The following is a 22,895-nucleotide window of genomic DNA, read 5'->3' on the forward strand; positions in this document are numbered from 1 at the left end:
AAGGGCGGACGGTCCGTCCGTCGCATCCGGCGACGACCGATCCGCGGACCCGACGGCCGCATGCTGCCGGCGCATCGCGCCCGCTCGGTCGCTCGTTGCTCTAACGGAAATGCGCCAGGAAAGTCCACCTGACGGCTGTTTTTTGTTCGCCTGGCGCTTCAGGAAGCGGCACCGTCCTTCGCCAGATGGCGCTCCAGAGCCGTCAGACGATCGAGGATGGTCGCGAGGGTCGCCTCCATCCGGGCGTTCTCTACCTGCCGTAGGGCATCGACCTTCTCGTGCAGCGCCAGGATCTCGATCTCGGCCTTCAGATTGATCTCGTAGTCGTGGCCTGCGTCGATCCGGTCCCGCTCGGCCGAACGGTTCTGCGACATCATGATGATCGGTGCCTGGAGAGCGGCCACCATGGAGAGGACGAGGTTCAAGAAGATGAAGGGATAGGGATCGAAGGCCTCTTGCGAGAGCAGGATGGTGTTCGCCAGGACCCAGAGGGCCAGGAAGGTGAGAAACCCGAGGATGAAGCTCCAGGAGCCGCCGACCCGGGCGATCGAATCGGCCACGCGGTCGCCGAAGGAGGAGGCGTCGACGACGCTCTGGTTCACGTCCCGCGCGATGGTGGTCTGCGAAACGGCGCTTTCGATGACCCGGCGTTCGGCGGGCTCCAGATCGTTCAGCGACTGGCCGAGCCATCGGGTCGCCGCCCGGTCCACCGAGTTCTTCGCCATGGCTCGTTCTCCTGCTCGCTGAGCAATCCCTGCGCCCGCTCCTTACGCCGACCCCGCATCGGCACAACTGAAATATCGTCCAGAATCGTCGCTTCGGTGCCCATGCTCCGTTCGGGGCTGCGGAGCGGGTTGCAAGCGTCGGTCATCTGTGGTGACGAGCGGTCCTGCCGCATCGGCGAGGGGAGCTTGAGGCCCGTGTTCGAAATTCCGCCGCTCGATCAGCTGGCGCTGGGTGGCCTCGTCGTCGGCGTGCTCTTCGTCCTGCGTCTGGTTCTGGCCGTCCGGCGGCTGCGCGTAGAGGCCGATGGCCGCGCGGGCTTCTCGGCCGAGGATCTGAAGCGGGTCCGGCAGGCCGGTTCCTACGGCGTCGATCTCGAACCGAACCGGCGTTACGCGCTGCGCCAGCTTCTGAGCGCGGCGCTCTTCCTGGCCGTCGGCCTCGTTCTGTCCGCATGGCTCGCCGTCGCCCATTTCGTCGGGCCGATCGGCCTTGGCGGCCTTTCCGCCTGATCCGGGACACTTCGCCATGATCGTCCGCTTCGCGCCGTCGCCGACCGGCCTCCTCCATATCGGCAACCTGCGCACCGCGCTTCTCAACTGGCTGACCGCGAAAGAGCGCGGCGAGGGCGGGACCTTCGTCCTGCGCTACGACGACACCGATCTCGAGCGCTCCCGCCGCGAATATGCCGATGCGATCCTGGAGGACCTCGCCTGGATCGGCATCCACCCCGATCTCGCGATCCGCCAGTCCGAGCGCCTGCCGCTCTACGACGACGCGGTGGAGCGCCTGAAGGCGGACGGGCTGCTCTACGCCTGCTACGAGACGCCTGACGAACTCGACGTCAAACGCAAGCGGCGGGCGGCGCGGGGGCTGCCGCCCGTCTACGGGCGCGAGGCGCTGAAGCTCGACGAGGCCGCGCGGGTCGCACTGGAGGCGCAGGGCCTGAAGCCGCATTGGCGCTTCCTCCTGCCGAACCATGCCGGCGATCCCTTCGCGCCCGTTCGGACCGACATCGTCTGGGACGATCTCCTGCGTGGGACGCAGACCGTCGATCTCGCCTCGCTGTCCGATCCCGTCCTCGTGCGGGAGGACGGCAGCTATCTCTACACGCTGCCCTCGGTGGTGGACGACGGGGCGGTCGGCGTCACGGACGTCATCCGGGGCGGGGACCACATCACCAATACCGGCGTGCAGATCGCGCTCTTCCAGGCGCTCGGGTTGCCCGTTCCCCGCTTCGGGCACCACAATCTCCTGACGACGCTGGACGGCGAGGGCCTGTCCAAGCGCACGGGTGCGCTGTCGCTGCGCTCGCTGCGGGAGGATGGGCTGGAGCCGATGGCGGTCGCATCGCTCGCGGTTCTGGTCGGCCTGTCCGGCTCGATCGAGGCGGTGGACGATCTCGGGGCGCTGGCTGAGCGTCTCGTGCTGAAGGAGGTCTCCGCCTCGGCCTCGAAGTTCGATCCGGCGGAGGTGGAGCGGCTGAATCAGGCGCTGGTCCACCGCATGCCCTACGAGGCCGCCGCCGAACGGCTGCGCGACATGGCGATTCCCGAGGAGCAGGCCGAGGCCTTCTGGGCAGCGGTGCGGGGCAACTGCGTGCGCGTCGGCGATGCCGTCGTCTGGCGGGATGTCGTCTACGGCGCCGCGCCGGACGCGTTGGCCCTCTCCGCGGAGGATCGGGCCTTCGCGGCTTCGGCCTTCGATCTCCTGCCGCCGGGACCGTTCGACGGCGCCACCTGGGCGAGCTGGACGGGCGCGGTGAAGGCCGCGACCGGTCGCAAGGGGCGGGCGCTCTTCATGCCGCTGCGAATCGCCCTGACGGGGCTCGATCATGGGCCGGAGCTCGCGCAGCTGCTTCCGCTGATCGGGCACGATCGCGCGGCGGCCCGTCGTCCGGCCTGATCCGAGCCGTCCGCGGAGGGGCGGATCGGGCGATCGGGAGTCCGATCAGACTCTTGCTGGCGGATGCGGAAGCTCTTTCGAGCGTACCGCATCCGCCGGCCGGTTTCATCTCGTCTGCTGCACCGCCTGCGCGATGGCGATGGCGGCCATGTTCACGACGCCGCGCGAGGTGACGGAGGGCGTGAGGACGTGAGCCGGGGCGGCGGCGCCGAGGAGGATCGGCCCGACATGCAGGGCCTCCGTCATCGCCTTCACGACGTTCATCGTGATGTTCGCCGCATCGAGATTGGGGAAGATCAGGAGGTTCGCCTCGCCCTGCAGCGTCGAGAGCGGCATGACGCGCTGGCGAAGCGTCTCGGACAGCGCGACGTCGCCATGCATCTCGCCGTCGATCTCGAGGTCCGGCGCCCGCTCGCGGATGAGCGCGAGCGCCTTCTTCAGCTTCTTGGTCTCCGGCGTCTCGTCGGTTCCGAAATTGGAATGGGAGACGAGGGCGCCCTTCGGCTCCAAGCCGAAGCGGCGGATCTCGGCGGCAGCGAGGATCACCATTTCCGCGATGTCCTCGGCGTCCGGGTGGCGCTGGACATAGGTGTCGAGGAAGAACTTCGTGCTCTGCTGCGAGATGAGCAGGCTCAAGGCCGCGCATTTCTGCGTTCCCGGAGCGCGGCCAATCACTTGCAGAATATCGCGCAGGTGCGGCGTGAACTTGCCTTCCAGGCCGCAGATCAGGATGTCGGCATCGCCGCGCGCCACCGCGACCGCGCCGATGACGCTCGTATTGGTGCGAACGATCGTGCGCGCCGCATCAGGCGAGATGCCGCGCCGGCCGACCTTGTCGAAGTAGAAATCGACATAGCCGCGATAGCGCGGATCGTCCTCGGGGTTCACGACCTCGAAATCGGTGCCCGGTCGGATGCGCAGGCCATAGCGCTCCAGGCGCGTCGCGATGACGGCGGGGCGGCCAACGAGGATGGGCAGGCCGAGCTTTTCCTCCAGCATGACCTGCGCGGCCCGCAGGACGCGCTCGTCCTCGCCGTCCGCGAAGATGACGCGCTTGCCGGAGTTCCGGCCGATCTGGAAGATCGGCTTCATGATGAGGCCGGTGCGGAAGACGAAGCGGTTCAGCCGGTCGTGATAGGCCGCCATGTCCTCGATCGGACGCGCGGCGACGCCTGTGCGGGCGGCGGCCTCGGCGACGGCGGGGGCGATCTTCAGGATCAGGCGGGGGTCGAAGGGCGAGGGGATCAGATATTCGGGCCCGAAGATCGGCGTTTCCGAACCGTAGGCCTTGGCGGCCACTTCCGAGACTTCCTCGCGGGCGAGCGCGGCGATCGCATCGACGGCCGCGATCTTCATCTCCTCGTTGATCGCGGTCGAGCCGCAGTCCAGCGCGCCGCGGAAGATGTAGGGAAAGCAGAGGACGTTGTTGACCTGGTTCGGGAAATCCGACCGGCCGGTGCAGATCATCGCGTCCGGGCGGACGGCGCGCGCGAGATCCGGCATGATCTCCGGCGTCGGATTGGCGAGCGCCAGGATCAGCGGGCGCGGCGCCATCTTCTCCAGGAATTCGGGCTTCAGGACGCCGCCTGCGGACAGGCCGAGGAAGATGTCGGCGCCCTCGATCGCCTCCGCGAGGGTGCGCATCTCGGTCGCCTTCGCATAGACGCTCATCCAGCGGTCGATGCGGGCGGGGCGGCCCTCGTAGACGACGCCGTCGATATCCGTGCAGACGATGTTCTCGACGCGCGCGCCGAGCGAGACGAGAAGGTTGAGGCAGGCGATGGCCGCCGCGCCCGCGCCGGACGAGACGATGCGCACGTCCTCGATCTTCTTGTCCGCCAGCATCAGCGCGTTGCGCACCGCCGCCGAGACGATGATCGCGGTGCCGTGCTGGTCGTCGTGGAAGACCGGAATGCCCATGCGGGCGCGCAGGCGCTCCTCGACCTCGAAGCACTCGGGCGCCTTGATGTCTTCCAGATTGATGCCGCCGAAGGTCGGCTCGAGCGCGGCCACGACATCGACGATGCGGTCGATCTCGGTCGCGTCGATCTCGATGTCGAACACGTCGATATCGGCGAACTTCTTGAAGAGGACGGCCTTGCCCTCCATCACGGGCTTGGAGGCGAGCGGCCCGATATTGCCGAGGCCAAGAACCGCGGTGCCGTTCGACACGACGGCCACGAGATTGGCGCGGCTCGTATATTCGGCGGCCATCGCCGGATCGGCCGCGATGGCGCGGCAGGGCTCGGCGACGCCGGGGGAATAGGCGAGCGCCAGATCGCGCTGATTGCCGAGGGGTTTCGTTGCCTGGATCGCGAGCTTACCGGGCTTGGGGTGCCGGTGGTAGAAAAGGGCCTGCTCACCGAGATCGCCATTCGCCGGCCGTTCGTCGCGCTTGGTGTGCTCGGTCATCCCATCTCCGTCCGTCTCGATATCGTCAGCCGTTGCTCTAACGCATCGGTCGGACCGGGGGAAACACCCCTCGTCGATTTCCGTCCCGATTTGTCGCGGCGGTGAGCCATCGGTCCAGCCCGGCCGTCACACGGATGCAATCGGACTCAGTCAGGACTTCGATACGAGGCCGGGTGCCGAAGGGGGCGCCTTCGGACCGATCACGCCAGTCCGGGAGCAACGGGAATGAACGAGGCGACCCAACAACGGCATTTCCGCACGCTCTTCATCTCGGACGTGCATCTCGGCTCCAAGGCGGCCCAGGCCGATCTCCTTATCGACTTCCTGCGCCTGCACGATGCCGAGAAGATCTATCTCGTCGGCGACATCGTGGACGGCTGGCGCCTGAAGCGCGCCTGGCACTGGCCGCAGTCGCACAACGACGTCGTGCAGAAGCTGCTGCGCAAGGCCCGCAAGGGAACGGAGATCGTCTACATTCCCGGCAATCACGACGAGTTCCTCCGATCCTTCCAGGGCACGCATTTCGGCGGGATCGAGGTCCGGCAGAACGATGTCCACGTCACCGCCGACGGACGCCGGTTCCTCGTGATCCACGGCGACGAGTTCGACGTCGTGGTGCGCAATGCGAGGCTGATCGCCTATCTCGGCGATTGGGCCTACGACGCGGCGATTGCGATCAACGTCGTGTTCAACAAGGCGCGGCGCGCCTTCGGCTTTCCCTATTGGTCGATTTCCTCCTGGGCGAAGCTCAAGGTCAAGAACGCCGTCAGCTTCATCGGCACGTTCGAGACGGCGCTCGCGGAAGAGGCGGCCCGGCACGGCTGCGACGGCGTCATCTGCGGGCATATCCACCACGCCGAAATCGCCGTTCGCGGCGGCATCCACTACGTCAACACGGGCGACTGGGTGGAAAGCTGCACGGCCGTCGCCGAGCGGCACGACGGCACGCTGGAGATGATCCGCTGGACGCAGCTCGTCGAGCAGACGGCCCATCCCCGCCGGCGGCCGCCGCTCGAGATCGCCGTCTCGACCGAAACCGCGGCGGAGGCGGCGTGATGCGTTTCCTCATCGCGACGGACGCCTGGACCCCGCAGATCAACGGCGTCGTGCGCACGCTTTCCAGCCTCGTCATGGAGCTGCGCGCCCGAGGGCACGAGGTGCTGGTCGTCTCGCCCGACGATTTCCGCACCCTGCCGATGCCGACCTATCCCGAGATCCGCCTGTCGCTCGCCACGTCGGGGCGCATGAGGCGGATCATCGAGGCCTTCGATCCGCAGTCGATCCACATCGCGACGGAGGGGCCGATCGGGCTCGCGACGCGGAGCGCCACGCTGGCCCTCGGCCGCGGCTTCACGACGAGCTTCCACACGCGCTTTCCCGAATATCTGCGCCAGCGCCTTCCCGTGCCGGAAAGCCTCTCCTATGCGTTCCTGCGCTGGTTCCACGGCCGGGCCAATGCCTGCCTCGTGCCGACCGAGGCGGTGCGCCGCGACCTCAAGGCGAAGGGCTTCCGGAACCTCGTGACCTGGACTCGCGGCGTGGACGCCTCGCTCTTCCATCCGCGGCCGCCCATGGACCTCGGCCTTCCCGGTCCGATCTTCCTCACCGTCTCGCGGGTCGCGCCGGAGAAGAATCTCGAAGCCTTCCTGGCGCTCGATCTGCCGGGCTCGAAGGTCGTGGTCGGCGACGGTCCGGCCCTGGCCGGGCTGAAGCGGCGCTTTCCCGACGCGCATTTCCTCGGCAGCCGGAGCGGCGAGACGCTCGCCCATCTCTATGCGAGCGCGGACGTCTTCGTGTTCCCGTCCAAGACGGACACGTTCGGAATCGTGCTGATCGAGGCCCTGGCCTGCGGCACGCCGGTCGCCGCCTATCCCGAGCCCGGCCCGATGGATGTCGTCGCGGGCACGAAGGCCGGCTGCATTTCCAACGACCTGCGCGTCGCCTGCCTCGCGGCGCTCGCGCTCGACCGGCGCGACGCGGCCGAGCGGGCGGCCCATTTCACCTGGGGCGCCTGCGCCGACATCTTCCTCGACGTCCTCTCCCGGCCGGCGCCTCAGGCGGTCGGCTCGGCTCTGCCGTTGCCGGCGGCCGGCTGATCAGCCCCAAAGGTCCGGCATCGGCGGCGCGACCGTCGAGGCGGAGTAGACGAGGCCGTGTTCGCGGTCGGCCTTCATGAGCAGCGGGCCGTCGAGGTCGATTAGATCCGCGCCCTGGCCGAGCAGAACGGCGGGTGCCATGGCGAGCGAGCTCGACACCATGCAGCCCACCATCACGCCGAAGCCGAGCCGCCGAGCCTCGCTCACGAGGTTCAGCGCTTCGGTGAGGCCGCCCGTCTTGTCGAGCTTCACGTTGACGAAGTCGTAGCGCCCGACGAGGCCGGCGAGATCGCCAGTCTTGTGCATCGATTCGTCGGCGCAGACCGGAACGGGATGGGGCAGGGTGGCGAGCGCCTCGTCATGGCCGGCCGGCAGGGGTTGTTCCACCAGGATCGCGCCCGCTGCGGCGGCGGCCAGCATGTTCTCCCGCAGGGTCTCCGGCGTCCAGGCCTCGTTGGCGTCGAGGATCAGGCGGGCGCCCGAGGTCGCGGCCGCGACGGCGCGAATGCGCTCGATGTCGCCGTCGCCGCCGAGCTTGATCTTCAGGAGGCCTCGTCCGGCGGCGGCGCGCGCGGCCTCCGCCATGTCGGCCGGCGTGCCGAGCGAGATCGTGTAGGCGGTTTCCAGCGGCACGGGGGGGCGGGCGCAGATCCGCTCGGCGACGGGAACGCCGCCCGTCTTCGCTTCGAGGTCCCAGAGCGCGCAGTCGACGGCGTTGCGCGCCGCGCCTGCCGGCATCACGGTCTGCAGGGCATCGCGGGGCGCCCCCGCCTCGATCGCCGAACGCGCTGCCTCGATCGCGGCCACCACGCTCTCGACGCTCTCGCCGTAGCGCTGGTAGGGCACGCATTCGCCGCGACCCCGCGTCCCGCCGTCCTCGATCGTCGCCACCACGACCACGGCCTGACGCTTCGAGCCGCGTGAAATGACGAAATCGGCAGCGAGATCGAAGGTTTCCACTGTGACCGAAAGACGACGCGACATCGCAAAAACCTCGAAAGCTCGACGGGGCGAAGCGCTTCGCCATGACAAGACGTGAATGGACCACTAACCTCTTCGGATGCGAGAGGTGCGCGGTGCGGGACGATGATTCCGCCGCGCTCTCGAGGCGCCGACGTCATTTCTCGAAGGCAGAGCGCCGCAGGCGACAAAGGTCAAGACCGCAAGCATGTTGGACAGGATCGAAGCCGATGAACGGCGCGGCTCGGGGGAGCGCCCGACGCAGCCGCCGGCCCTCGTCGCCGAAAAGAAGGACGGCGGCGTCGTCCTGCAGCTTTCGGGCGACTGGCTGTCGCGCACGATCGGTGCGGTCGAGAAGACCGTCGTCGACACGGGCGCCGCCGATCTCGGCAAGTCGGTCACGTTCGAATGCGGCGAGATCGGCAAGATCGACACGTCCGGCGCCTTCCTGGTCGAGCGCCTGTCGCGCACGCTGACCGAGAAGGGCGCGACGGTCTCGATCGAGGGCGTCAGCGACAAGGACGGCGCGCTCTTCGACGCCGTGAAGCGCGCGCTGGACCGCGACCGCACCGTGCCGGAGAAACCGAAGGTCTCGTGGCTGACCGGCACGCTCGACGGAATCGGCCGCTATGTCGCCGGCATCGGCGGCGAACTTCTCGACGGGCTGAACATCATCGGCGCCTCGATCTACGGCGCGGGCCGGCGCGTCACCGGCAAGCAGCAGGTGCGCCTCGCCGCCATCGTCCACCAGATGGACAAGATGGGCGTCCGCGCGCTGCCGATCATCTCGCTGATGAGCTTCCTGATCGGCGCGATCATCGCCCAGCAGGGCGCCTTCCAGCTGCGCAATTTCGGCGCCGAGATCTTCGTCGTCGATCTCGTCGGCATCCTGCAGCTTCGCGAGATCGGCGTGCTTCTCACCGCCATCATGATCGCCGGCCGCTCGGGCAGTGCGATCACGGCCGAGATCGGCTCGATGAAGATGCGCGAGGAGGTGGACGCGCTGCAGGTCATCGGGCTCAACCCGATCGGCGTCCTCGTCTTCCCGCGCCTCGTCGCGCTGACGCTCGTCCTGCCGCTGCTCGCCTTCGTCGCCGACATCATGGGCCTTGGCGGCGCCATTCTCATCACCTGGACCTATTCGGGCATTCCGCCCGCCGCCTTCATCCAGCGCCTGCGCGAGGCGGTCGATATCGGCAGCGTGCTGGCGGGCCTGATCAAGGCGCCTTTCATGGCGATCGTGATCGGCGTCGTCGCCTCCGCGGAGGGCATGAAGGTCGGCGGCAGCGCGGAGAGTCTGGGCGCCCACGTCACGACCTCCGTCGTCAAGTCCATCTTCCTCGTCATCCTGGTCGATGCATTCTTCGCGATCTTCTACTCCTCGATCGGATTTTGACGGCATGGCCATCGAAGAGGCGAAGGACGACCACGACATCATCATCCGCGCCCGGGACGTCACTGTCTCCTTCGGGACGAAGACGGTGCTGGACGGTCTGTCGCTGGATGTGCGGCGCGGCGAGATTCTCGGCTTCGTCGGCGGATCGGGGCAGGGCAAGTCGGTGCTCCTGCGCACGATTCTCGGGCTGAACGCCAAGCAGGGCGGCACGATCGAGATCTTCGGCACGGATTACGAGCGCGCGAGCGACGAGGAGCGGCTGGCGGTCGAGCGGCGCTGGGGCGTTCTCTTCCAGCACGGCGCGCTCTTTTCCTCGCTTTCGGTCCTGGAGAACATCCAGGTGCCGATGCGCGAATATCTCGACCTGTCGCCCGGCCTGATGAACGAGCTGGCGCGTCTGAAGATCGACCTCGTCGGCCTGGCGCCGGACGCGGCCGACAAGTTTCCCTCCGAGCTCTCCGGCGGCATGATCAAGCGCGCCGCGCTCGCCCGCGCGCTCGCGCTCGATCCCGACATCGTCTTCCTCGACGAGCCGACCTCGGGCCTCGACCCGATCGGCGCGGCGGAGTTCGACGAGCTCATCATGACGCTGCGCGATACGCTCGGCCTCACCGTCTACATGGTGACCCACGACCTCGACAGCCTCTTCCAGGCCTGCGACCGCATCGCGGTGCTGGGCGGCAAGAAGGTGCTCGTCGAGGGCCCGCTCCAGACCATGCTCGATTTCGACGAGCCCTGGGTGAAATCCTACTTCCACGGCAAGCGCGCCCGCACGATCGTGCGCGACGAGCCGTCGAACGAGACCGACGAGAAGGCCGGCTGATGGAAACCAAAGCGAACTACGTGCTGGTGGGCGTCTTCACCGTCGTCATCCTCCTCCTGTCCTTCGGCTTCGTCTACTGGTCGGCCAATGTCTCGGACAAGGACCAGCAGGTCTCGATGATCGTGCGCATCGAAGGCTCGGTGACGGGCCTCAGCGTCGGCAGCCAGGTTCTGTTCAACGGCCTGCGCGTCGGCGACGTGCGCAATCTGCGCATCGATCCGAACGATCCGCGCGTCGTCATCGCGACGACGCGGCTGGAGGCCACGACCCCGATCACGACCTCGACGCGCGCCACGATCGGCTTCGCGGGCCTCACCGGCCAGGCCTTCATCGAGCTGAAGGGCGGCGACGTCACCGAGCGCAACATCATCACCTATGCGCAGGAGCAGGGCGCGATCCCGGTCATCAAGGCCGATCCCTCCGACGTCACCGACATTCTGGCGACCGCCAAGGACATCGCCGAGCGCGCCAACAACATCCTGGCGCAGTTCGAATCGGTCGCGAGCGACGTGCAGCCCGCCGTGCGCACCACGGCCGACAACATCACCGCGACCTCGCAGAACATCCGCGTCTTCACCGACAGCCTCGCCCAGAATTCCGACCAGATCGACGATTTCATCGCTTCGATCAGCCGGCTGGCCGGCACCGCGAACACGGTCGCCGAAGCCCTGCCGGACGCGATCCGCTCGGCGCAGTCCGTTATCCAGGCGGTGAATCCGGATTCGGTCCGCACGACGGTGGACAACGTGGCCGCGATCAGCGGAACGCTGCGCGCCCAGTCCGACAAGGTCGCCTCGGTCGTCACCTCCATCGAGACGGCGGCTTCCAGCGTCGGCTCGGTCGGCGAGGCGATCCGGCGCAACACGCCGGCGATCGACCGCTTCCTCACCAATCTCGGCCCGATCTCGGACACGGCGACCAGCGTCGCGACCCGCCTCGACACGACGCTCGCCTCGGCGAACGAGGTTCTGGCCGCCGTCGATCCGGCGCAGGTGCGCTCCACCGTCGCCAATATCAGCAGCGCCGCCGAGCAGGTCCGCAACGTCGCCTCCTCGATTGGCGACCAGTCCGACCAGATCCGCCGCGCCGTCGCCGGCGTCGTCGAGGTCGTGGACAATGTCGATCGCATCACCGAGGGCGTCGCCTCCAATTCCGCGGCGATCACCGACTTCCTCTCGGGCGTCGGCCCGCTCGCGCGCAACGCCAACACGGCGGTGACGAGCTTCAACGAGACGCTGACCTCGGCGAACCGCGTGATCTCGTCGGTTAATTCCGACGAGGTGGCGCAGACGGTGAGCAACGTCTCCGGCATCGTCGCGGCGATCAACGCCAAGACGCCCGCCATCCAGTCGGTCATCGACGGCGTCGACCGCACGATCCGCACCGTCGACACCACGCTGACCGGCTTCGACGGCACGCGCGAGCGCGTGGACGGCATCCTTGCCGGCATCGAGCCGGAAACGGTGAACCGCGCCGTCGATAACGTGTCCTCGGCGACCGACAACGTCGCTAAGGCCGCCGACTCGATTGCCAGCATCGCGAACGACATCGGCGCGCGCCGCGACGATATCAACCGCATCATCACCAATGCCGAACAGACCAGCGCCAAGGTCAACACGGCCTCGACGCGCCTCGACGCGGTGCTGGCCTCGCTCGACCGCCTGCTCCAGGCGGACTCGACGGAGGGGCTGGCGGCGGAAGCCTCCGCGACGCTCGCTTCGATCCGTCAGGTCGCGGGGAACATCAACTCCCGCGTCGGGCCCATCGCGGACAACATCCAGAGCTTCTCCGGCAACGGGCTGCGCGATGTCCAGTCGCTGGTGCGGGACGTGACGCGGTCGGTGAACCGGATCGAAGGAGCGGTCAGCGACTTCCAATCCAATCCGAGCCGCATCATCTTCGGCGGCGAAGAGGTCAAGCAGTACAACGGCCGCAACCGGCGGTGAGTTCGGCCACCCCATCGGGCGGCCGGTCCCGGCCGCCCTTCGTGACGAGTAAGGAATATTCGATGCACGCCGCCGTTCTTCGTTCGGGCCTCCTCGCCGCGCTGGCTTTCGCGCTCGGTTCCTGCGCGTCGCTCGGCGCCGCGACGCCGCCCGATACCTACGAGATTTCCGCGCCCACCGGCACTGTGCGCAGCGCCAGCGCCACGCGCGCGCAGCTGCTCATCCCCGAGCCGACCGCGATCAAGACGCTGGACAGCAGCCAGATCGTCATCAAGCCGACCTCCTACACGGTCGAGTATCTCGCCAAGAGCCAGTGGAGCGACCGCCTGCCGCGCATGGTGCAGCTGCGGTTCGTGCAGGCCTTCGAGAACACCGGCCGCGTCGCGGCTGTCGGCGTGCCGGGGCAGGGCCTTGCGATCGACTATCAGGTCGTCATGGAAATCCGCCGCTTCGAGATCGACGCCGGCGGCTCGCGCAAGGCCGTCGTCGAGATCGCGGTCAAGGCGCTGAACGACCGCACGGGCGCGGTGCGCGCGACGCGCGTCTTCACCAACGAGTCGCCCGTGACCGGCACGACCAATGCCGGCTACGTCGCCGCGCTCGATCGCGCCTTCGACGCGACCAGCACCGAGATCGTCGCCTGGATGCTGAAGCTCGTCTGATACCGGCGGCCTTTCCACAGGACCGCTGGTATCCCGCCCCGTCCCTCGACAGGCTCGGGAGGCGCGGCGGCGGCTGACGCCGCCGTAATGCCCTGACCTTTGATATGTCGAAGGTGAGGTCCGCCGGAATGACCTTCGGCACGGGACGAACTCCGACCGCGCGCTTCCCGGCGGCGCTCCATGCCAAGCCTTCAGCGGGGCTTGAGCCTTGCGACCGGGGTTGATCCGCCACAACGGTGCATGATGGCCGGAACGCGCCTTCCTGTGGGCGCTTCTTTGGCCTGTCGGGCGTAGCCCCTTCGGCGGCTGAGCTAGCTGACTTTCCGCGTTAAACCGACCTACCAGCACTGCGCCGCGCTGTGGCACTTGGAAACGAGACGACCGTCGCAACGTGCGGCGCGTCCCGACCTTGCTGCGCCGCTTCTTCACGGATGACGTTGTCCGGGCTGACGCACCATCCAAGCGTCCGGCGCCGCTTTCTCGTCCCATCTGCCCCTTGGACCGAACGTCCCTCGCATGGGGCCGTCTGCGGGACGTCCGAACACCGCGAATCATGCCGCTGTCGTCTCCGACGGCAGCGGTCGCGGGCCGATCAACTCGGTTACCGTCCGTATCGTGCTCCTCATACGAGAGGTCCTGATCTTCGACATGTCGAAAGTCAGAGTTCCCCGATGACGTCTTCCGCAGCCGTGAGGCTTGGCCGGGTCGTTTCGGGTATCTCCCTTCCTCAGGCCTCATCGCCTGAGAATTTTCGTCCGAACGCCGGCGTCACCACGTCATCCGATATGAAAAAGGGGCGGCCCTCGCGAGCCACCCCTTTTCCATGTCTGTCGGTGAGCGCTGCCGCTGTCAGGCGTCGAAGCGTCCCGAGGCATGGGCGAGCATCGTGTAGACCTTGCCCGTGTCGGAGCTGAGATAGGTCCGCGTCATCTGGTTCTCCGGGTCCTTGCGCGCGATGTCGGCCAGCAGGGTCTCGAAGTCCGCGATGTAGCGGTCCACCGCCGAACGGAACTCGCCGTCGCGCTGATACTTGCGGCGGATCTCGTCGAAGGTCTGCTGCCCCTTCATCGTGTAGAGGCGGCGCGTGAAGACGTTGCGCTCGCCGCGCCGGTAGCGCTCCCAGAGATCGACGGACGCGTTGTGGTCGATGGCGCGCGCGATGTCGACGGAGAGCGAGTTCAGCGACTCCACCACATGCTCGGGCGTGCGGGCCGCCCGGGCTTCCTCGGTCGGCGCCGGCGCGGGGGCAGAGGCCTCCGGCTGACGCGCATCCGCCTCGTCCTCGTCGCGCGAGGCGCGGCGCAGAAGATCGGAGACCCAGCCGCCGCTTCGACCGGTGCGGTCGTCGCCGGAGGACTGAACCGGCGGCAGGGCCGGGGCCGGCGCCTGCTGCTGCATCGGCGGCGTATAGGCCGGAGCCGGCGGGGCCGGCGGAGCCTGCACGGGGCGCGGTGCCGCCGCAGCCTGGGGAGCGGCCTCTTCGAGATCGAGCGAGCCGCGCAGATCCCGCGCCAGGTTGCCGTCGGACGCCGCGAAGGAGGCGGTCGCCCGCTGCGGCTGTGCGACCGACGCCTCCCGGGCGAGCGGTGCCTCGGACACGGCTGACGCCGCACGCTCGGCCGACGCCTTCGGCGCCGAAGCCCGCGTCTCGCCGCGAGGCGAGCCCTCGGCGGCCGGACGGCGGCCGCCGATATCGAAGGCGCGGCCCGACTGGTTCACGATCTCGCTGAGATCGCGAAGCGCCCGGATCTGATCGGACACGGCGCGGCGCATGGCCTCGGTCGAGTCGCGCGTCTCCTCCGGCAGCTCGGACACGCCGCGACGGATTTCCTCGCGGGTGGAGGAGAGCTCCAGCCGGATGTCGGCCGCCGTCTTGCGCATGTCCTCGGTCGCCCCGGCAAAGCGCCGGGTGGCGTCCTCCACCGCGGCCTGCACGGTGTTGCGGATGTCGGCTGCGAGCGTGCGAGACCGCGCCTGGGCATCCTCGATCCGCTTGCCGGCATCGTCGAGCGAGCCGCCGACTTCGGCCGTGAGGCGCGTGGAGAGAAGCTGCGAGCGCTGCTCGGTGCGCTCGAAGAGACCGTCGACGACCTCCTCGAAAGACCGCATGAGCGCGCCGATCTCCTCCGAGCGCTGCACGAGCCCGGTGGAAAGCTCCTCCAGGCTGCTCCGGCGCTCGTCGAGCGTCGTGTGCAGGTTGCTCTGCGCCGCGTCGATCAGCGTCACGGCTTCGCTCAGCGTCGTGCCGTGCTCGCCGAACCGATCGGCGATCGTCGCGATGCGCGAGAAGGCGCTGGACGAGACCTGATCCAGCTTGCCGATATTGCCCTCGAGAAGGCGCGTCGACTGGTCGATCCGATCGGCGGCGCGGTCTGCGCCTTCGGTGAACCGGCCGCTGGATTCCTTCAGCGAGGCGTCGATGAAGACGAGGTTTCCGGCCGCTTCCTCGACGAGGGTGCGCAGGTCGCCATTCGTCTGCGAGAGCCGCGAGACGAGCCCGTCCACGTCGCGGGAGAGCTGGTCCCGCATCTCGGAAACGGCCGCGACCGTGCCGGACGCCTTTTCGTCCAGCGTCGAGAGGATCTGCTCGGAGGACTGAACGAGAGACTGGACGGTCTCCTCGGCCCGCCGCCCGAGGGCGGCGACGATGGCCGAGTTCTCCGTGCGCAGCCGCTCGGCGGCATCGCGGGAGGCGTCGGCGATCAGCTTCACGACCGCCGAGCCGTTCTCGCCGAGGGTCTGGATGATCGGCCGCGCCTCGTCGTCGAGAAGGCGGGCGAATTCCGCGCCGTGCCCCGACAGCATCTCGCTGATCGAGCGCGTGCGCTCGTCGAGATCGGCCGAGAGCGACTGGCCGCGAGCCGCGATCTCGCGCTCGGAGACGCCGACACGCTCGGCAAGCTCCTCGCTGAAGGCGCTGGCGCTCTCGATGAGCTGGTCGCGGGCGCGGTCCGCCTCGATGCGGATCGCATCGGTGGCGCCGACGAGCTGGGACGCGACTTCCGCGCTCTGCGAGAGGATCGCCTCGCGAGCCGCGTCGGCATCGTGGCGGAGCCGGCTGGACGCCGTCGCGATATCGTCGCGGATGCGCTCGGCGGCGGAGCCGACCTCGTTGCGCAAGGTCTCGGAGATGCCCCCGAGTTCGCCCCGGATGGCGCCCGTCGCCGCGTCGATCTCGCCGCGGATGTTGGCGGAGGAACTGCCGAGAGCTTCCGTGACCTCGCCGGAGAGACGGCCGAGCTCTTCGGTGAAGCGCAGGGCGCGCTCGTCGAGCGAGCCTGCCGCGCGCTCCGTTTCGGCACGGATCGCGTAGGACGCGCTGCCCAGCCGCGAGGCGAAGGCGTCGGTGCTGTCGGCAAGGGCCGAGCGTGCCTCGTCGGTGCGCTCGCGAAGCGAGGCTGTGGCGAGGGCCACGCTGTCGGTGAGGGCGACCGCGTCCTCGCGGACCCGCTCGCGGGAGCGATGGCCCGCCTCGATCAGAAGGCCGGAGGCCTCCGCGATCTTGCCGGCGAGGCCTTCCACCTCGACGTTCAGCTGGCGGCGCGCGAAGCTGGCGCGGTCGCCGAGCGTCTCGGCCGCATGGGCGACCTCGGCGGCGATGCCGTCGGCATTCGTGCGGACATCCTCGCGGGTGCGCTCGCCGATCTCGGCGAGGAGGCGCGAGGCCTCCGCGATGCGCTCGGCCAAGCCGGCCGCCTCGTTGGCCAGATGGTCGCGGGCCGTTCCCGTGCTCGCACCGATGGCCTCGACCGCCTGGGCGATCTCGGAGGAGAGAAGGGCCGCGTCGCCGCGAACCTGCTCGCGCGAGCGCTTGCCGGAGGACGTGAGGAGATAGGCGGCTTCCTCGATCCGCTCGGCCAGACGTCCGGCTTCGGTGCCGAGGTCGTCGCGCACCGTCGTGCCGCGTTCGCCGATCGTCTCGGCGGCGCGTGCGATCTCGACGGCCAGAAGCGAGGCCTGTTCGCCGACCTTCTCGCGGGAGAGTTCGCCGGACGATGCGAGAAGCTGGGCCGCTTCCTCGATCTTCTCGGCGAGGCGGCCGGTTTCGGAGCCGAGATCGCCTCGCAGCGTCTCGCCGCGTTCGCCGATGATCTCGACGGCGCGCTGGACCTCGGCGGCGACGAGCGCCACCTCGGCACGAACCTCGTCCCGCGTCTTCTCACCCGAGGAGAGGATGAGGCTCGACGTCTCCTCCAGCCGGTCGGCGAAGCGACCCGCCTCGTCTCCGATCTGGCCGCGGGCGGTGTTGCCGCGTTCCGCGATCGTCTCGGCGGCGCGGGCGATCTCGGCGGTGAGGAGGGAGACCTCGCGGCGCACGTCCTCCCGCGTCATCTCGCCCGAGGAGGAGATGAGGCCATTGGCCTCTTCGATACGCTCGGCAAGGCGCAGAGCCTCGCTCGTGAACTCTTCGCGGGCCGCGCCGCTGCCGGCCGCGATCGCTTCGATGGCGCGCGTGATCTCCCCGGAGAGAAGAGCCGCATCCTGGCGGACCTGTTCGCGCGACCGGTCGCCGGACGCGATGAGAAGCGCGTTGGCCTCCTCGATGCGCTCGGCGAGGAGGGTGCCTTCGACCGCGATTTCCTCGCGGGCCCGGCCGCTGCGCTCGCCGAGGGACTCGACGGCGCGGCTGATCTCGCCGAGCAGCATGGCCGCGTTTTCGCGAAGCTGGTCGCGGGAGCGGTCGCCGGCGCTGGCGATGACGCCGGAAATGCCGTCCATGCTTTCCGCGACGCGGCTTGCCTCGATCCCGATCTCGGTGCGGACCAGTCCGCCACGTTCGGCGATGGCCTCCACGGCCCGCTCGATCTCGGTGCGGATGAGATCGGCGTCCTCACGGACCTGCTCGCGGCTGCGCTCGCTCGACTGCGACAGGATGCCGGCCGCCTCGACGATCTGCTCGGCGATGCGGTCGGCCTCGCGGCCGATGTCCTGGCGGGCGGTGCCGCTGCGCTCGCCGATCGTCTGGATCGCGCGGGCGATCTCCTCGGAGATGAGGATCGCATCCTCGCGGACCTGATCGCGCGTCCGCTCGCCGGTCGCCGCGAAGAGCGTCGAGGCCTCCGCGATATGGGCGGCGAGACGCTCGGTCTCGCTGCCGATCTGACGGCGGGCGGCATCCGCCTTTTCGCCGATCGTGCCGGCGGCCGTTTCCACATGCGAGGCAAGGGAGGCGGCTTCCTGCCGCAGCTGCTCGCGGGACAGATCGACCTTCTCGCGCAGGCGCTCGTCGACCGTTCCCAGCTCGACGGCCAGGATCTCGGCCTGACGGCCGATCTCGGCGGCAACGGAGTCGGTGCGCTGGCTGAGGGCGCCGATCGCCTCCATGACCTCGGCGGAGATCAGGCTGGCGCTCTCGCGGAAACGCTGGTGCGAGCTGGCGCCGACTTCCGTCAGATGCAGCGTCGCGCCGTCCAGCTGGCTGGCGAGGGCTTCGATCTGCGAGCCGATCTCGATCCGGGCAAGGCCCGCGCGCTCGCCAATGGCTTCGGCCGCGTTCGCCACTTCCGCGGCGACGGCATCGGCCTCTTCGCGCAGACGAAGGCGGGAGACGTCGCCGGCTTCGCGCAGGCGCTCGCCGATCGTCGACAGGGTGCCGGCCAGGGTCTCGGCCTCGCGGGCCACGTCCTCGCGCACGCCTTCGGTGCGTTCGCGCAGAAGCTCGACCACGCCGAGGACTTCCGCCGACATGTCCGACGCGCCCTCGCGGAACCGCTCGCGGGAGACCTCGCCCGCTTCGCGCAGGCGATCATGCGCCAGCGCGAATTCGGCGGCGAGAGCCTCGGCCTGCGCGCCGATCTCGCGGCGGGCTTCCTCGGCATCGCCACGCAGACGGTCGGTCATGTCGCCGAGACCGCCGGTGAGGTTGACTGCGACATCTGCCAGGCGCTCGCGCGCCGCCTCGGCCTCGCTCCGCATGACGAGCGCGGCATCGCCGATCTTGGTGACGAAGAGTTCGCTGTCGCCCGAGAGCTGCTCGCGCGTCTGGCTGGCCTCGCGGCGCATGGAAGCCGCGACGTCGGCGATCTGGACCGCGAGCGCCTCGGCCTCGCCGGACAGATGCTGGCGCGACTCCTCGGAGATGAGGCGGATGGCCGCCGCCGCGCTGCCGATCGTCTCGGCGATGCGCGCGCTCTCGGCGCTGATCTCGCCGCGCACACCGTCGGCCTTGAAGGACACGTCCTCGGCGACGCCGGAGAGGCGCTCGGCCAGACGATCCGCCTCGGCGGACAGGCGCAGGCGAAGCTCTTCGCCCGACGAGATGAAGATCTGCTCGATGCCGGAGACGTCCGACCCGATCTTGCCGACCTCGTTTTCGAGCGCCTTGCGGGCGTTCTCGGCCTCGATCGTCATGGATGCGGTGGCGGTCGTGATCGCCGTGCGCAGCGTCTCGGCGACGAGGCTCGCGCGGTTGGAGAGCGTGCGCTCGACATTGCCGAGACCCCGCTCCAGCGCGGCCGAGATCGCCTCGGTGCGCTGGTCGAGCGCGCCGGTGAGAGTCGCGCCGCCGGAGTCGAGCGCGGTAACGAACTCGTCGCGGCGGTTTTCGAGCGCGCGGCTGACGTCGCCGACGCTCTGCTCGATCGCGCGGCGAACGTCGTCGCTGCGATCGCCGAGCGTAGCGGCCGCCGCCTGCGCCACGTCGTCGAGGAGATCGACGAAGCCCTGGCGGCGCTCGTCGAGGACGAGGGCGAAGCGCTGGTCGACGCCGCCGAGAAGGCTAACGATCTCTTCCGTGCGGCCGGTGAGCGCGGTGTCGATGAGGTCGCGGCCGCGGTCGATCTCGGCGGCGAGGCGCTGCGTGCGCTCGTCGATTCCGCCGAGGAAGGAAGCGGAGGTGTCGGTGCCGTCGACGATGCCGCGGATGGATTCCACCCGCTCGTCGAGCCCGCCGAGCAGCGTCGTCTGCGCGGTCTCGATGAGGTCGCGCAGATTGGCCGAGCGGGCGTCGAGACCCTCGCGCAGCGAGGCGCCGCCCTGGTCGAGATCCTGGATCAGCGAGAGTCTCGTGCCTTCGACGGTGTCGCGCAGGCCGCCGATGCGCTCGGCGAGATCGGAGGTGACGCGGTCCGCCGCGGTGGCGAAGGCGCCGGTGATGGCGCCCACGCGCTCGTCGAGCGCCGAGACGAGGTCGCCCTGCGTCTCGTGGCCGAGGCGGCGCAGGACTTCCGTGCGCTCGCCGAGAAGGTTGCGAAGCTCGCCGTTGCGCTCGTCGAGCGCGCCGACCACGTCGGCCTGCGTGCGGCGAAGAAGCTCGTCCGCCACGGCGAGGCGCTCGGCAAGGCCGGCATCGAGGGTGCCGGCGCGCTCGGAGAGTTCGGAGAGGAGACGCTCGGAACGGCTGTCGATCGAGCCGATGAGGCTCTGCCCGCGCGTGTCGACGCCGACCGCGATGCGGTCCTCGACATCGGCGAGAAGACGCTGGATGCGCTCGACATTGTCCTCGATCGTGGTGGTGATCGCGGTGCCGCGCTCGTCCAGGCTGCCGACGAGATTGTGCTGGGCGAAGGCGAGCGTCGCTTCCAGATCCTCGGTGCGGCCGGAGACGGCGGTCTCGATGCCTGCGATGCGCTCTTCGATCACGCGCTCGAAGCCGCGCGTCGTCTCGTCGAGGGCGGCGCGGACATTGCCGAGACGATCGTCGAGAAGGGCGCGCATCCGGGTCGAATGGCCGCCGAGCGTGTTGTCGGCGAGGGCGAGCGCGTCGCTGGTCTGCACGGCGAGCGTGCGATGGCCTTCCGTGAAGGCCTCGCCAATCTCGCGGCTGCGCTCGGACATGGTGCGGGCGAACTCGGTGGAGCGCTGCTGCAGCGCCTCGGCGATGCGGTCGCTGGACTCGATGATGGCGTTGGAGCGCTCGTCGAGGGCGGAGACGAGCGCGCCGCCGCGCTCCGAAAGCGTGATCTGGAGCGTCTCGAGGCGCTGGTCGAAGCCGCCGATCGCCTCGCCAGACTTCTCCGACAGGAGGAGCGCGGTGCGCTCGACCCGGCCGTCGAGGGCCTCGATGAAGGTGCGGCCGTCGGCTTCCAACTGGTCGCGGCGGGTCTCGAAGATCGCGGCGACGGTCTCGCCCGAGGTCTGGAGGCGCTGATCGATCTCGTCGCTCATGGCCGAGAGACGGGCGACGAGGTCGTCCGATCCCGTGCGGATGGCGCTCGAGCGCTCGTCGAAGAGGCGCGAGACCTCGTCGCCGGCGCTCGTCAGCCGCAGCGTCGCGGCGTCGGCCGTCTCGCCGAAGCGCGCGATGAAGCTCTGGCCCGTCTCCGACAGGCGCTGATCGGCGAGACGGCCCTGGGTTTCGAAGAGCGAGACGACCTCTTCGAGGCGCGCCCCGTACTGACGCGACAGTTCGTCGCCGCGCTCGCGCATCATCGTGTCGAAGCGCGTCGAGGCCGCCTCGATCCGCTCCAGGATTTCAGCAGCCGTGCCGTCCACGTCGCCGACGAGGCGCTGGTGCGAGCCGACGACGGCGGAGCGCAGCTTCTCGGCATGGTTCAGCATGGCCTCGCGCTCGGAGCCCAGATCCTGAACGAGCGCGCGGATGCGCACTTCGTTGTCGGCATAGGAGCGCTCGAGCGAGATCACCTCCGACTGAACGAGGGATTCCAGCTCGGACGTGCGGGCCAGCGCCCGCTCGACGCCTTCGCCGAGCGCCGCGACCTCGCGGCGGATCGCCTGACCGACGCTCATGACTCGCTCGGTCGCCATGGTCTCCGGCTCGGCGAGGCGCAGGGCGACCTCGGCCATGGAGCGGCTCATCAGCTTCAGTTCCTGGCTGCGGCGAACCATGACCGCGAAGGCGAAGATGAGAAGAACGGGAACGACGGCCGCGGCGGCGACGAGGAAGAAGCCGGCGGAGGCGGCGAGGTTCGAGGCGTCGGTCGGAACGTTGAAGAGCTCGGAGCCGTAGATGCCGCTGCCGACATAGAGCGTGGCGACGACCCAGAAGGCGGAGACGGCGAGCGCGATATAAAGCGGGGCGCGCGATGCCTTGCGCTCCATGATGCCCTTCGCCATCACGGCGAAGCGGCGCTCCTCGTCATTGGCCGGCTGACGCGGCGTCGTCCGCTCCTCTCGCGCCGTGCGGGCTTCGGTCTCGCGGATCGGGGGCGTGACGGGCTCGGGCTGGCGCTCGGCCTTGGCGTCCTGCTCGGGAACGACGGCGGCGCGGAGGGCCGGGCGGGCGATGCTCGGGGCTTCCGAGGTCGCGGACGGCGTCGAGGTGGTGCCTGCGACGGCGGCGGCGGCCGAAACCGCGCCGGCCATGCCGGATAGATCGACGGTGCCGACGCTCGGGCCTTCCGTGCCCGTGGCCGAAAGCCTGACGGGCTCGCTCTCCTCGATCTCCACCGTGGTCAAAGGAGTTTCCGCGTCGGCCGTGTCGTCCGCGGCCATTTCGGCGGCGAGACCGGCTTCCATGTCGGCTTCGAACGTCGCCTCGTTGAAATTGTCGTAGGTCGCGGTCGCCTCGCCGGAGACCGACGCATCGGACTCGCTGCGGAACGTGTCGGTGGCTTCCAGCACCGTGCGTTCGAACTCTTCGAGGGCGAACTCGATGTCCACGCGATCGGCCGAGAGCGTCTCCGTCTCGATGTGGCCGCCGGCCGTGCCGGCGGACTGCAGGCCGGACGGCTCCAGCTCCGCGCCAGCGACAGGCTCGATACCGGACGCATCGACCTCGACTTCGAGGTCGTTCGGCGCGGCCGCTTTCGCGCCCTCCGCCGGAGGCGTCGAGCCGACAGCCGGATCGCCGAAATCGAAGTCGGCGTTCAACGCCGCTTCCAGCTCGCTCAGAGCCTCGTCGGTCAGCGGGTCGGTTGGTTTGATGTTCGCCATGGTACCGTCGCGCCTCACAACTCGTTACTCTGCACCGAACCGCGTCGCCGCTCCGGCCGAGCCGGGCAATGATCGCGATCCTGTCCGCCGCCGATGGAAGAACGGCGGGTGCGAAAGAGAGCTTCGCCTTCTCTCATC

At 69.1% G+C, this 22,895-nt stretch carries 12 protein-coding genes; 8 read left to right on the top strand and 4 right to left on the bottom strand.

The window, feature by feature from the left end; translation table 11 throughout:
• Positions 1 to 158: 158 nt before the first annotated feature.
• Positions 159 to 725 (bottom strand): DUF1003 domain-containing protein, encoded by a 567-nt coding sequence (locus tag ASG62_RS16735; RefSeq protein WP_056693467.1) that lies wholly within the window; start codon positions 723 to 725, stop codon positions 159 to 161.
• 195 nt (positions 726 to 920) lie between these two features.
• On the opposite strand from ASG62_RS16735, the gene ASG62_RS16740 reads away from it, so the two are divergent.
• The gene (locus tag ASG62_RS16740) at positions 921 to 1,235 is read left to right on the top strand and encodes a hypothetical protein (RefSeq protein ID WP_056693470.1); all 315 of its coding nucleotides are present in this window, start codon (positions 921 to 923) and stop codon (positions 1,233 to 1,235) included.
• 16 nt (positions 1,236 to 1,251) lie between these two features.
• Entirely contained in the window at positions 1,252 to 2,628 is a 1,377-nt protein-coding gene (locus ASG62_RS16745) for a glutamate--tRNA ligase (RefSeq protein ID WP_056693473.1), read from the top strand.
• A gap of 105 nt (positions 2,629 to 2,733) precedes the next feature.
• On the opposite strand, the gene ASG62_RS16750 is transcribed toward ASG62_RS16745, so the two are convergent.
• The gene (locus ASG62_RS16750; protein WP_056693476.1) at positions 2,734 to 5,040 is read right to left on the bottom strand and encodes an NADP-dependent malic enzyme; all 2,307 of its coding nucleotides are present in this window, start codon (positions 5,038 to 5,040) and stop codon (positions 2,734 to 2,736) included.
• A 225-nt stretch (positions 5,041 to 5,265) separates the two neighbouring features.
• Between ASG62_RS16750 and ASG62_RS16755 the strand changes: the two genes are divergently transcribed.
• Both ASG62_RS16755 and ASG62_RS16760 read left to right on the top strand, forming a co-directional pair.
• Positions 5,266 to 6,096 (top strand): UDP-2,3-diacylglucosamine diphosphatase, encoded by an 831-nt coding sequence (locus ASG62_RS16755; RefSeq protein ID WP_056693478.1) that lies wholly within the window; start codon positions 5,266 to 5,268, stop codon positions 6,094 to 6,096.
• Positions 6,096 to 7,136 carry a glycosyltransferase family 4 protein gene (locus ASG62_RS16760; RefSeq protein WP_056693481.1) on the top strand — a complete coding sequence of 347 codons (1,041 nt, stop codon included), beginning with the start codon at positions 6,096 to 6,098 and terminating at the stop codon, positions 7,134 to 7,136. The genes ASG62_RS16755 and ASG62_RS16760 overlap by 1 nt, the downstream gene beginning before the upstream one ends.
• On the opposite strand, the gene dgcA is transcribed toward ASG62_RS16760, so the two are convergent.
• Positions 7,137 to 8,120: an N-acetyl-D-Glu racemase DgcA gene (gene dgcA / locus ASG62_RS16765; protein WP_056693485.1), complete on the bottom strand. Its 984-nt coding sequence runs from the start codon at positions 8,118 to 8,120 to the stop codon at positions 7,137 to 7,139.
• A 184-nt stretch (positions 8,121 to 8,304) separates the two neighbouring features.
• On the opposite strand from dgcA, the gene ASG62_RS16770 reads away from it, so the two are divergent.
• The 4 genes from ASG62_RS16770 to ASG62_RS16785 all read left to right on the top strand — a co-directional run bounded on the left by ASG62_RS16770 (position 8,305) and on the right by ASG62_RS16785 (position 12,923).
• A complete protein-coding gene (locus ASG62_RS16770; protein ID WP_056693489.1) occupies positions 8,305 to 9,492 on the top strand; it encodes an MlaE family ABC transporter permease in 1,188 nt (395 codons plus the stop codon).
• A gap of 4 nt (positions 9,493 to 9,496) precedes the next feature.
• On the top strand, positions 9,497 to 10,315 hold the full coding sequence (locus ASG62_RS16775) for an ABC transporter ATP-binding protein (protein ID WP_056693492.1): 819 nt from the start codon (positions 9,497 to 9,499) through the stop codon (positions 10,313 to 10,315).
• Positions 10,315 to 12,261, top strand: a complete 1,947-nt coding sequence (locus ASG62_RS16780) for an MlaD family protein (RefSeq protein ID WP_056693494.1) — start codon at positions 10,315 to 10,317, stop codon at positions 12,259 to 12,261. The genes ASG62_RS16775 and ASG62_RS16780 overlap by 1 nt, the downstream gene beginning before the upstream one ends.
• A 62-nt stretch (positions 12,262 to 12,323) precedes the next feature.
• Positions 12,324 to 12,923 (top strand): ABC-type transport auxiliary lipoprotein family protein, encoded by a 600-nt coding sequence (locus tag ASG62_RS16785; protein WP_056693496.1) that lies wholly within the window; start codon positions 12,324 to 12,326, stop codon positions 12,921 to 12,923.
• An 849-nt stretch (positions 12,924 to 13,772) separates the two neighbouring features.
• On the opposite strand, the gene ASG62_RS16790 is transcribed toward ASG62_RS16785, so the two are convergent.
• On the bottom strand, positions 13,773 to 22,757 hold the full coding sequence (locus tag ASG62_RS16790; RefSeq protein ID WP_056693498.1) for a hypothetical protein: 8,985 nt from the start codon (positions 22,755 to 22,757) through the stop codon (positions 13,773 to 13,775).
• Positions 22,758 to 22,895 lie beyond the last annotated feature (138 nt).

This window comes from Aureimonas sp. Leaf427, assembly GCF_001425485.1.
Classification (GTDB): Bacteria; Pseudomonadota; Alphaproteobacteria; order Rhizobiales; family Rhizobiaceae; genus Plantimonas.